We start from the raw sequence: 603 nt of genomic DNA on the forward strand, positions 1-603 counted from the left end.
AATGCTATCGTTAATGGCAAGGCATTGGTTTTTGATACAACCGCTCATATTTATGATAACGCAAAAATTCATGATAACGCTAAGGTCTGTGGGCATGTTTATGGTAATGCCGTAATTAGTGATAATGCTACTATTTCTAATGGTGCCAAGGTTTATGACAATGCCCGTGTCTATGAAAGTGCCTATGTTTGTGGCTATATTTTTGGCAATGCTCGTGTATATGGCAAGTCACGGGTTTATGTCTGGGCACGCGTTTATGATAATGCCCATGTTTTTTGTAATGCTTGGATTAAGGATTATTCAAGTATCTATGGTCATGCCAAGGTTTCTGGCTCGGCTCGTGTTGGTTGCTTTGTAAGAATTTATGATCATGCCAAGGTCTATGGCAAATCAAATATTGATCATCATGTGCAAATTTATGGCAATGCTGTTGTGAATAGCCGTGCAAAAATTCGTAATGATATCTGTGATGATAATCAGTCACTAAAAGACGCTGCTTAAATAACGCGTGGGCGCGGCGGGGGCGCCCTCCTTTAAACATTCTCATTTAAAAATTTAAATCTCTTTATTAAAGGAATTGTGCTCATGCAAAAGAAGTTTGCA

At 38.8% G+C, this 603-nt stretch carries 1 pseudogene; it reads left to right on the top strand.

From position 1 onward, the window contains the following. Positions 1–501: pseudogene (locus ACFINY_RS09915) on the top strand (hypothetical protein); the annotation flags it as partial. Positions 502–603 lie beyond the last annotated feature (102 nt).

Origin of the sequence: Bartonella sp. AA23NXGY (assembly GCF_042197165.1) — a bacterium.
In the GTDB taxonomy this organism is placed as follows: Bacteria; Pseudomonadota; Alphaproteobacteria; order Rhizobiales; family Rhizobiaceae; genus Bartonella.